9 protein-coding genes are annotated in these 10,802 nt (G+C 62.3%); 5 read left to right on the plus strand and 4 right to left on the minus strand.

What is annotated here, in order from left to right; genetic code table 11:
- Positions 1-101: 101 nt before the first annotated feature.
- The 3 genes from HY17_RS02040 (at position 102) to HY17_RS02050 (ending at position 3,728) form a co-directional block, all read left to right on the plus strand.
- Complete coding sequence (locus HY17_RS02040; RefSeq protein WP_034761681.1) at positions 102-1,637, plus strand: 2-isopropylmalate synthase; 1,536 nt, start codon at positions 102-104, stop codon at positions 1,635-1,637.
- A gap of 79 nt (positions 1,638-1,716) precedes the next feature.
- Positions 1,717-2,613, plus strand: a complete 897-nt coding sequence (locus HY17_RS02045) for a DMT family transporter (RefSeq protein ID WP_034761684.1) — start codon at positions 1,717-1,719, stop codon at positions 2,611-2,613.
- A gap of 32 nt (positions 2,614-2,645) precedes the next feature.
- Positions 2,646-3,728, plus strand: a complete 1,083-nt coding sequence (locus HY17_RS02050; protein WP_034761687.1) for a PLP-dependent cysteine synthase family protein — start codon at positions 2,646-2,648, stop codon at positions 3,726-3,728.
- A gap of 114 nt (positions 3,729-3,842) precedes the next feature.
- Here the strand turns inward: HY17_RS02050 and HY17_RS02055 are convergent, their stop codons facing one another.
- Positions 3,843-4,052, minus strand: coding sequence for a hypothetical protein (locus HY17_RS02055; protein ID WP_034761690.1), 210 nt, complete (start codon positions 4,050-4,052; stop codon positions 3,843-3,845).
- A gap of 719 nt (positions 4,053-4,771) precedes the next feature.
- Here HY17_RS02055 and HY17_RS02065 point away from each other — a divergent pair.
- Together HY17_RS02065 and HY17_RS02070 are read left to right on the plus strand one after the other, a co-directional pair.
- Positions 4,772-6,238, plus strand: a complete 1,467-nt coding sequence (locus HY17_RS02065; protein WP_034761695.1) for a sigma-54 dependent transcriptional regulator — start codon at positions 4,772-4,774, stop codon at positions 6,236-6,238.
- A 19-nt stretch (positions 6,239-6,257) separates the two neighbouring features.
- On the plus strand, positions 6,258-6,821 hold the full coding sequence (locus HY17_RS02070; RefSeq protein WP_034761698.1) for a hypothetical protein: 564 nt from the start codon (positions 6,258-6,260) through the stop codon (positions 6,819-6,821).
- On the opposite strand, the gene HY17_RS02075 is transcribed toward HY17_RS02070, so the two are convergent.
- The 3 genes from HY17_RS02075 to HY17_RS02085 all read right to left on the minus strand — a co-directional run bounded on the left by HY17_RS02075 (position 6,808) and on the right by HY17_RS02085 (position 10,127).
- Positions 6,808-7,794 carry a GNAT family N-acetyltransferase gene (locus HY17_RS02075; RefSeq protein ID WP_034761702.1) on the minus strand — a complete coding sequence of 329 codons (987 nt, stop codon included), beginning with the start codon at positions 7,792-7,794 and terminating at the stop codon, positions 6,808-6,810. The genes HY17_RS02070 and HY17_RS02075 overlap by 14 nt on opposite strands.
- 80 nt (positions 7,795-7,874) lie before the next feature.
- On the minus strand, positions 7,875-9,077 hold the full coding sequence (locus HY17_RS02080; protein ID WP_034761706.1) for an MFS transporter: 1,203 nt from the start codon (positions 9,075-9,077) through the stop codon (positions 7,875-7,877).
- A 141-nt stretch (positions 9,078-9,218) separates the two neighbouring features.
- Positions 9,219-10,127 (minus strand): hydrogen peroxide-inducible genes activator, encoded by a 909-nt coding sequence (locus tag HY17_RS02085; protein WP_034761711.1) that lies wholly within the window; start codon positions 10,125-10,127, stop codon positions 9,219-9,221.
- Between the last annotated feature and the right edge of the window lie 675 nt (positions 10,128-10,802).

The following is a 10,802-nucleotide window of genomic DNA, read 5'->3' on the forward strand; positions in this document are numbered from 1 at the left end:
GGCCGGTGCCGACTGCTCCGCACTAAGTCCGGGGCAGGCGCACGGTCAGGGGATTTTCAGCCGAACCTTTTCCGATATTCCCCAGATCCAGGCAGCCTGCCATGACCAAGCCAGAACATATCCGCATCTTCGACACCACCTTGCGTGACGGCGAACAATCGCCGGGCGCGTCCATGACCCATGGCGAGAAACTCGAACTCGCCGCCCTGATGGAAGACATGGGCGTCGACGTGATCGAAGCCGGTTTCCCCGCCGCCTCGGAAGGCGACTTTGCCTCCGTCAGCGAGATTGCCCGCCGCTCGAAAGAGGCCATCATCTGCGGCCTGTCCCGCTCGACCGAGAAGGACATCGAACGCTGCGGCGAAGCCGTACGCCACGCGGCGCGCCCGCGCATCCACACGTTCATCTCCACCAGCCCTGTGCACATGAAGCACAAGCTGCAGATGGGCCCGAACGCCGTGCTCGAAGCCGTTGGCCGCTCTGTCAGCCAGGCCCGCAATTTGGTCGACGATGTCGAGTGGAGCGCAGAGGATGCGACCCGCACCGAATTCGACTTCCTATGCAAATGTATCGACGTCGCCATCCAGAGCGGCGCGACCACGATCAATATTCCGGACACGGTTGGCTATTCCCACCCGGACGAATATGGCCGCCTTTTCAAGCGCCTGATCGAGAATGTCGCCAATTCGGACAAAGTGATCTGGTCGGCGCACTGCCACAATGACCTCGGCCTCGCCGTCGCCAATTCCATCAGCGCCGTCGCCAATGGCGCCCGCCAGGTGGAATGCGCGATCAACGGCCTCGGCGAGCGCGCCGGCAATGCCGCGCTGGAAGAAGTCGTCATGGCGCTGCGCGTCCGTCAGGACACGCTGCCCTACACAACCAATGTGAAGAGCGAGTACCTCTCGCGTGCCTCCGCCATGCTGAGCCGCATCACGGGCTTCCCGGTGCAGTACAACAAGGCCATCGTCGGCAAGAACGCCTTCGCGCACGAAAGCGGCATCCACCAGGATGGCATGCTGAAGAATTCCGAAACCTACGAGATCATGAAGCCGGAAGATGTCGGCGTCGCCAAGACGTCCTTGGTGATGGGCAAGCTGTCCGGCCGCCACGCCTTCCGCGACAAGCTGGAATCGCTGGGCTACGTGCTGGAGCAGGACGCGCTGAACGACGCCTTCAAGCGCTTCAAGGCGCTGGCCGACAAGAAGAAGCATGTCTTCGATGACGACATCGTGGCCCTGGTCGACGATCAGCTGGCGGAAGATGGCGAGCGCGCCATGTTCAAGCGCCTGCGCGTCGTGGCCGGCACCGAAGGCCCGCAAACGGCCGAGATCGACCTCGTCATGGATGGTGAAGACAAGTTCGCCATCGCCCGCGGCAACGGCCCGGTCGATGCGGTCTTCAACGCGATCCGTTCGCTGATCCCGCATACCGGCAAGCTGGACCTCTATCAGGTGCATGCCGTGACCGGTGGCACGGATGCGCAGGCGACCGTGTCTGTGCGCCTGAACGATGCCGATGGCTTCATGGCCACCGGCCGGGCGTCCGACCCGGATACGCTGGTCGCGAGTGCGAAGGCCTATCTCCACGCGGTCAACAAGCTGGAAAACCGCAAGGCAAAACGCCAGGCGGCCTGATCATCCTTTGAAAACAGCGCTTTTCTCCTGTGCATCGCGCGCGGGAGAGAGGTCGGCTGTGTGCTGACGAGACCGCTTCATGGAACTCTGGATCCCGGTCACCCTTGCGGCGGCTTTCTCCCAGAATTTGCGCAATGCGCTGCAGAAGACGCTGAAAGGCCGCCTTAGCACATGGGGGGCGACGGCCAGCCGGTTTGTCTTCGCGGCGCCGCTGGCCGTGCTGTTCTTCTTCACGCTTCGCGGCGTGACCGGGCAGGGCGTCGGCGTGCCGCCGGGCAGCTTCTATGTCTGGGGCATGGTCGGCGGCCTCGCGCAGATCATTGCGACGGGCCTGCTGATCCATCTGTTCTCGTACACGAACTTTGCGGTCGCCACGGCCTTCACCAAGACAGAGCCCCTGCAGACGGCCGTGTTCGGCATCGTCCTTCTGGGAGACCGGCTGACAGGCGGGGCTGCCATCGCCATCCTGATCAGCCTGCTGGGCGTGATCCTCGTCTCCATGCCGGGCGGTGAGGGAAAGGCGCGTTTCCGGATCGACAGCAAAGTCTGGATCGGCGTGCTGTCCGGCGGACTGTTCGGTCTCTCCGCGGTCGCCTATCGCGGAGCATCGCTTTCGCTGCCGGAAGGCGGCGTGGTGCTGCGGGCGTCGGCTGCGCTCGCCTTCGTGACCGTGTTCCAGGCCATCGCGATTTCAGGCTGGCTGATCTGGCGGGAGCGCGGGCAGGTGGCCCATCTCGTTCGGGCCTGGCGCGTGGCCTCGCTGGTGGGCATCACCGGCATGCTCGGCTCCCTCGCCTGGTTCACGGCGTTCACGCTTGAAAATGCAGCCCATGTGCGGGCCGTGGGGCAGGTGGAGGTGATCTTCACGCTGGCCATCTCGATCCTCTTCTTTCGTGAGAAAGTCACGCCGAGAGAGATCGCAGGTGTGTTGCTTGTGGCTGCCGGTGTTGTCGCGCTGGTGCTTCTGGCGCATTGAGGGCGACGATGTCTGGAATAGAGGAGGCTGGCATGGCGGAAGGCTGTTCAGTGCCCATCATGGATCGCGCCTGGGTGCGCGAGGCGGTGCAGAAGATCAATGCGGACTTCAACCGTTCTGCCGACACGCACCTGATCAAGGTGGACCTGCCGGCATTCCCGGACCAGACGCTCTACCTGAAGGACGAGTCCATCCACCCATCCGGCAGCCTGAAGCACCGGCTGGCGCGGTCGCTCTATCTCTATGGCCTCTGCAACGGGCATATCGGGCCGGACACGGTGATCGTGGAATGCTCCTCCGGGTCGACGGCCGTGTCGGAGGCCTATTTTGCGCGCCTGCTCGGCCTGCGCTTCATCGCCGTGATGCCGAAGGGGACCGCACCTTCGAAGATCGAGAAGATCACCTTTTATGGCGGGGAGCCGCACGAGGTGGAGCCTGGCGATATCTATGCCGAGGCCGAGCGGCTGGCTTGCGAGGCCGGTGGCCATTTCATGGACCAGTTCACCTTTGCCGAACGGGTGACTGACTGGCGGGGCAACAACTCCATCGCCGACAGTCTGTTTGCGCAGCTTGCGCTGGAAGATCATGCGATCCCCGACTGGGTGGTCATGAGCGCTGGCACGGGCGGCACCTCTGCCACGATCGGGCGCTATATCCGTTACCGCTGTGATCTTGCCGCAAAGACGCAGCTTTGCGTGGCCGATCCGGAAAATTCGGTTTTCTACGATCATTACCGCACAGGTGATCCGTCCCTGCGGATCAAGACGAAGTCACGGATCGAGGGTATCGGGCGTCCACGCGTCGAAGCCTCCTTCCAGCCGCGCGTCATCGACCGGATGATGCAGGTGCCGGATGCCGCCTCCATTGCGACGATCCACTGGCTGGAAAAGGTGCTGGGCCGCAAATGCGGCGGGTCGACCGGAACGAATGTCTGGGCGGCGCTGCACCTGATGGATGAGATGCGGGCGGCTGGTCAGCCGGGCTCTGTGGCAACGCTGATCTGCGATGGCGGCGAGCGCTATCTGGACACTTGCTACAATCCGGACTGGATCGCGCGGGAAGGCCTGATGCTTGCCTCGCACACGCAATGGCTGGCGGAGACGACCGGCGCCTGAACGCTTGTTCTGCTCCAAAAGGCGACGGTCAGGTCATAACCTTCCTGGGCCGAAACGGGTCAGTTTTGCGTGTGAATCTGAGACATTGCCTTCGAAAAGAAGCGGAAAAAGCGCTTAGCTTTCCTCGTCGTCGGACTTTTCAGCCCGCCGTGTCTCTTCGTCCCGAATGCGGGCGATCAGGGCTTCGAATTTTTCGGGAACGGGTTCCTGAAGCAGGGCTTCGAAGGTTTTCTGCAGGGCAGAATTCAGGGCCTGAGAGGCGCCGACCGGGATTTCCTTCGGCGCACTTTCGGGCTGGTCCTTGTCCTGAGAATTGTCCTTCATGAGATCGTTTCCCGAGATGCCAATTCTACCGCGTCCCTTATGGTCATATCGACCGCGATGAATATCAGGCGGTCCGGTGATCGCAACCGTAATTTGCGTAACTTTTGCGCTCGGAGCGGGGCGGCAATTGGCGGGTGTCGAAAATTCAGAGAGTCGCACGCGCTTGGGAATGACCAATATTGCAATAAATACTACGCATTGGGACTTTTTTCCGTGCGCCTGACGCGTGGCCCGGTCTAAAGATTACATTTGTAGAATTCTCGATTTATCTTCCGAGAATTATGCGTCCAATCGGCGAAATCGGGGCTTGGATCGTCGAGAAGTGGCATTCTTCATGCCGAATCCGAATCTGTCTTCCGGCCAGCCGGGCCGTCGGAATCCGGGTCTGTGTTTCGCACATAAAGCCCTCGGCCGAGCCGTCCCGGAATGGTCCGGTGGGCTGAAGACCGGTGCTCGGTTCTGATTTCAATAGGCTACGGCGGCCAGTGGTCAGTCCTGACCAAGTCCGCCTGCGGCACATGTGACGCGCATACGATTCAACATGCGGAATCGAAACCGCCGGATACGGCAAATTTCATCTATTCCTTCAACCGTAACTCCATCCCCCTGTGTCAGAACGGGCCGTAACGATGTGGCACGCCCAATGTGCCGGATTGAACAACCGACCATGCCTGAGCGGGCGCAAAGACCTGCCTGGCAACCAATAGGGTGATGAAAACATGGCAAAGACGGTCCTCGTTATCGATGACGATCCGACGCAACGCCGCCTGCTTCAGGCGGCTGTGGAAAAGGCGGGCTTTGCCTGCCGCACGGCGCCGGATGGCGAAGCTGGCATTGCGCTGGCTGCGGACCCGAAGGATGGCATTGATGTCGTCCTCCTGGACCTGACCATGCCGGGCCTGTCCGGGATGGAAACGCTGGAGCGTCTGGCCGCCAAACGGCAGGACCTGCCGGTGATCATGCTGACCGCAACCAGCGGCATCGACACGATTGTCCAGTCCATGCGCGGCGGCGCCGTCGACTTTATCGTGAAGCCGGCCAATCCGGAACGCGTGGTTGTCAGCATCCGGAACGCCCTGAAGATGCAGTCGCTGACCGGCGAAGTGAAACGCCTCGCCCGCAAGGCGGAAGGCGGTATGGCGTTTGATGACATGATCGCGTCGGCTGCGCCGATGCGTCAGGTGATCCGCCTGGCCGAGCGCGCTGCAGTCTCTGACATTCCGGTCCTCATCCTCGGTGAAAGCGGTGTGGGTAAGGAAGTTGTTGCCCGTTGTATCCAGGGTGCCTCGACCCGCGTCGGCAAGCCGTTTGTGACCGTGAACTGCGGGGCCATTCCGGAAAACCTGGTCGAGTCGATCCTGTTCGGTCACGAGAAGGGCGCCTTTACCGGTGCTGTCTCCAAAGCGCTCGGCAAGTTTGTCGAGGCCGATGGCGGCACGCTCTTCCTGGATGAAGTCGGCGAACTGCCGCTGGACGCGCAGGTGAAACTGCTGCGTGCGCTGCAGGAAGGCGAAGTCGATGCCGTCGGCTCACGCCGTCCGACAAAGGTCGATGTGCGGATTATCTCCGCCACCAACCGCGACCTGTCCCAGCAAGTGGCCGAGGGCACATTCCGCGAAGACCTGTTTTACCGCCTCAACGTGTTCCCGATCGACATGCCGAGCCTTCGCGAACGCCGCGACGACATTCCGGCGCTGGTCGATCACTTCATCGCCCGCTTCAATGCGAGCGAAGGCACGAAAGTGTCCGGTGTTTCTGACGACACGATGAAAATGCTCTATGCCTTCGACTGGCCGGGCAACGTCCGTCAGCTGGAGAACGCTGTCTTCCGCGCCGTGGTCCTCTGCGATGGCGACAAGCTGCGTCCGCAGGACTTCCCGCAGATTTCCGGTCAGATGCCGGACATCGCCAGCTTGCCTGCGGCCCCGGCCGTAACCTCAGCCGAAGCGGCCGTTCCGGCTGCCCCCGGTGTGGAGGCTGTTGGTGAAGGCCCGGTCTCCATCATGGATTCCGATGGCGAGATGCGCGCCCTGCAGGACATCGAACGCGACATCCTTCAGTATGCCATCGATTATTATCAGGGCCATATGAGCGAAGTGTCCCGCCGTCTCGGCATCGGCCGTTCGACGCTTTACCGCAAGGTGCGCGAATACGATCTCGACATGCACGAGCGTGAAGCGAGCTGAGCGACCCGCGGGGGCTGATATGAAAGTGCGTCCGGCCAAGTCCTGGCTGAAACGTCTGGGTATCGGGGTGGTCTTGGCCGTCCTCGTGATCTGGGCCGGATACACGGCGCTCTCAAATGCTTTCTATCATGGCCGCATGCCGGAGCATGCGGGAGTCGGGCGTATCCTGTACAAACGAGTCGAATCCTTCGGGTTCGGACCAGGAGGAAATGAGACCGGTCTGGTCATATTCCGGATGAACGCACACGCGGTGAAGCGCCTTCAGTCCGATCCGGATGCCTTCTTCCAGAAGGTCTCTGAATCTGGAAGCGGCAGGTGCCACCGCTTCAGAAGCTGGACCGAAACGCCATTCGTCCCGGAACAGCGATGGGGTGAGGCAAGCCGTTCGGTAGAGCCGGGATCGCCTGCGACCATCGAAGAGATCACAAACCAATACGGCTTTGGTATCAGGTTTAATGCTAGGTATGTCCGTATGTTGAACGACTCTTTTGCTCGGCCAGGCAGCTATCTCGGCAGCGGCGGGTGCGGCAGCGTGGTGCTGATGCCGGAGCAACGAGCAGCCGCCTACATTATTGTGGGCTGACCCCTGGCGGTCTCGACAGGTCGAATGACATCGCCACATCGCAGCGTGCATAGCGTTTGCCGTAGCGTTCCATGATGTCGGCATTATGGACGAAGCCGGCCTTCTCATAGAGATGAATGGCAGCTGCGCACTTCTTGTTGGTGAGCAGGAACAGGTCGCCGATGGGCAGTTGCCGGGCGCGCTCGATTGTCCGTTGCAGGAGGAATTCTCCGGCCTTCAGGCCGCGCGCGCTGGTGCGGACCCCCATCTTGGTCAGTTCGAACGTATCGCCCTCCACCGGCATCAGGGCACAGGTGCCGATGATGCCGAGGCCCGCCGCTTCGATGAACAGGATATCGCCGCCCCGGTCGATGATCATCTCGCGCGGATGCTCGATGATCTCGATGTCCTTTTCCTCCAGCGTGAACATGTCCTCCACCCATTCGCGGGTGATGGCGTCAAAGTCGGGGGCGAGGCGGTCGTCATAATTGACCAGCCTGAGCGCCGGGCCTGCGCCCTCATCCAGGATACGGTCGTGCAGCGAGCGTTCCTGCAGCGCCGCTTCGACCCGGCCGATCTGGGTCAGGAAGTCGGCATCGGGGCCTTCGCAGAGGCGCTGGGCCGCGCGGCGCACCTGGGGCCAGAGATCGCGTTTCAGCGCGTTGACCAGGGTTTCGCCCTCTGGCGTCAGGCGGATCTGCTTCTGCCGGCTGTCACCTTCAACGGGCGAGACCGTGGTGAGCCCCATCTTCTGCAGGGCGTTGTGGATGCGGGTGACGGCAGGCTGGCTGATGCCGACGGCCTCTACCGCTTCGCTGACACTGAGCGGGCCGTAGGTGGAGAGTGCCGCCAGAAGCGGGAAATGCGTGCCCTGAATGGGCAGGCCCCGGTCGGCGAACACTTTCGTTGCGTCGGCCTGCATCCGCTCTGCCAGCCGCTTCAGCCGGCTGCCGAGCGCCAGCGGTCCCATTTCAGCCAGAACGTCTCGTGTCATGCCCAGTCTCCTGATTCACAGGATATATAACTTGTTATGTGATTGGGATTGTCAACCGGTTTTCGGTGATGTGGCCGCGCTCAGGCGTCTTCGTCGATCGAGCTGGCCACTGTGGCGGGCGTCGGCCGTGTGACGGCTGCGACGGCGAGGCCCGCGCCTGCGGCCAGCACCATCAGCCAGTAGATGTGTGTCTGCGCGCTCGCGCCGCCGGGGGCGAGGGCATCATAGGCAAGGCCGGACAGGAAAGTGGACAACGCGAGGATCGGCCCGAACACGAGCGCGCCGTTCACGGCATAGGCCAGCGGCAGGCGCTCGTCCGGCAATGCCTGCTGAAGGAAGCGCATCGTGGCCAGGTGCGTCAACGCGAATGAGGCTGCGTGCAGCGTCTGGAACAGGGCTGCGGCCATGACCGGCAGGACGAATCCCGCCGCTGTCCAGCGGATCATGGCGCCGAGCCCGCCCAGCCAGAGCAGGCCAACCGCGCTGAAGCCTCGCAGGAGCCGCCCGGAGAGCAGCAGGAGCGCGATCTCTGTCACCACGCCGACCGCCCAGAGCACGCCGATGCTGGAGCCGGAAATGCCCTGCGATACCCAGATCACGGACGAGAACGCGTAATAGACGCCATGGCTTGCCTGGATCAGTGCTGCGGCCAGGATGAAGGCGAAGAGCGCGGGTAGACGGTAAAGCGAGAAGCCCTCGGCAAATGTGCTGAGAATGGTGCGCTTCGGCAGAACCTTCCGCGCACCCTCCCGCGTGAACAGCGGCGCGATTGTCGCCAACAGGGCCGCGATGATGAGATAGGTGAGGATACCATCCGGTCCGAAGGCCGAGAGGACGGCGCCGCCCGCCAGGTTGGAAACCACGAAAGCGAGCGAGGCGATGGCGCGGCCCTGCCCGTAATCTGGCCGGGCATTCCGTGTGCCGTAGATCAGCACCGCTTCGAACAGCGGCCCGGAGACGTTGGTCGCACTATAGATGGCGACGCAGACAAGGAAGGCGGCTGCCTGCGGCACGTCTGGGAAGAGCAGCGCGTATCCGGCGAGGCAGACGGCCATTGTGCCCGCCAGTGTGGCGCGAAGCCCGTGCGACTGCGCCCGGCCTGCGGCGAGCGGTCCGGCGAAGATGCGGATCAGTGCGGCGAGCGTGCCTGCCCCGGCGATTTCCGCGCCCGACATGCCACCGGCCTTCTCCATCCAGACCGGCAGGTAAGGCAGGTTCGCGCCCAGTACGAGATTGACGGCGCCGGCCGAAAGCGAGGCCAGCCAGGCATCGTTCAGGCGCATGCGTCAGGCCTGCTGGCGGGAAACGGGCCGGTTTGCATTTGGGGGTCCGTAAGCTGTGTTGAGAACGGAATCCGCACTAGCCCGGTTATGGCGGCCGGGATAGCGGAAATTGACCGTGTCCGGAAAAATCCTCAGCAGCTCTCAAACACCGGTAGCGGTGAGCTGTTCCTTGATGACTTCGCCCACTTTCCTCGCATCGGCTTCCCGTGGGCTGCCGGCCCGCCAGGCGATGCCGATCCGGCGTCCGATGACCGGGCGCACAAACTCGCGCACGGCAACATCGCTGCCGACATTCAGCCCGTGATCCACCGCCAGCCTGGGCAGGAGCGAGACGCCGAGCCCGCCGGCGATCATGTTGACCAGCGTACCGAGCGAGGTCGCGGCCACCTGGTCCTTCCGGGCGCCTGTCCGCATGCGGCAGATGGAGAGGGCATGGTCGCGCAGGCAGTGGCCGTCTTCCAGCAGCAGCAAGTTCTCGTCCGCCAGGTCTTCCGGGGCGAGCCCGTTCTTCTTCGCCAGCGGGTGATTGGCCGGGGCGGCAAACAGGAACTCGTCGTCCAGCAGCGTCATGGTCTCGATGCCGGGCGTATCCCAGGGCAGCGCGATCAGGGCGGCGTCCAGCGTACGGGTGCGCAGCTGGTCGATCAGGCGTCCGGTCTTGTCCTCATGCAGGTAGAGTTTCAGGTCCGGATAGGCCGTGTTCAGGGCTCGCACGGTCTGCGGCAGCACGAAAGGGGCGATGGTGGGGATGGCGCCGAGGTGGAAGGGGCCCGTCAGCAGGGCGCCGGCGCTCTGCACCGCCTGCACGAGCGCATGGGCATCGTTCAGCAGCGCCGAGGCGCGGGCGAGGGCGATCTCGCCGGCATGGGTGAGGCTGGCGCCGCGGGCCTCTCGCTCGGCCAGCTTGACGCCCAGCAGGTCTTCCAGTTCGCGAATTCCGGCAGACAGCGTTGGCTGGGTGACATGGCAGGCTTCGGCTGCGCGGGAAAAGGATCCCGTCTCGCCGAGCGCGACCAGGAACTGCAACTGGCGGAGTGTCGGGATAATCATAGGTTCGATCTATGGCCTAACGACAATCCATCAAAATTTCTTTTTGTCGCAGGGAAAAATTCCCAAAACCCTGAAACCCGAAAATACCCAGCAAAAACAATTAATTGACTTGTTTTTTTCGCTGCGTGATGGTTCGGAAAATCAGCCCTGGGTGACTTTGAGAGGAAAAAACTTCAGCCGAGGCGAGAAAAATTGGAACCATTTGGCGCCGCCAGACATATTGCTCATGAACCGTTCGGGGCGGGTTATCTCAACTCCCCACCCAAGACCCTCGTTTCGAACGGCGAAAATGGCCCGGCAAGCCGGAACAAAGCGTCCGCCACCCATCAGGGCGCTCGGCACCGTCCCCCTCCCAAGCCAGATGGCTTGTCGGGCCTGATTTCCTCACTCTCCGGACTTCAGCATGGTCTTAACGGATCTTGAGCGACCCGTATGCGGCGACCGGGTGTCTCAAGAAAACCACCTGATTGCTTCGGCGGCGTACAAGTCGAATCCCAGTGCCTGGTAAGTGAAACCAAGTTTCTGCGAGATGATTTCTGGATGGCTGCGCAAACCGCAGGCTTCAAATGTTAAAAACTCAGTAACTTTTAATCTGGCTGTGGATAACCGAGTCTGTTTCGGCATCGAGCTGATTCAAAAAGGAAATTCGGTTCCTGCCCATGTCGGCCCACCCGT

It is taken from the genome of Hyphomonas sp. CY54-11-8 (genome assembly GCF_000682735.1).
Lineage (GTDB): Bacteria > Pseudomonadota > Alphaproteobacteria > Caulobacterales > Hyphomonadaceae > Hyphomonas.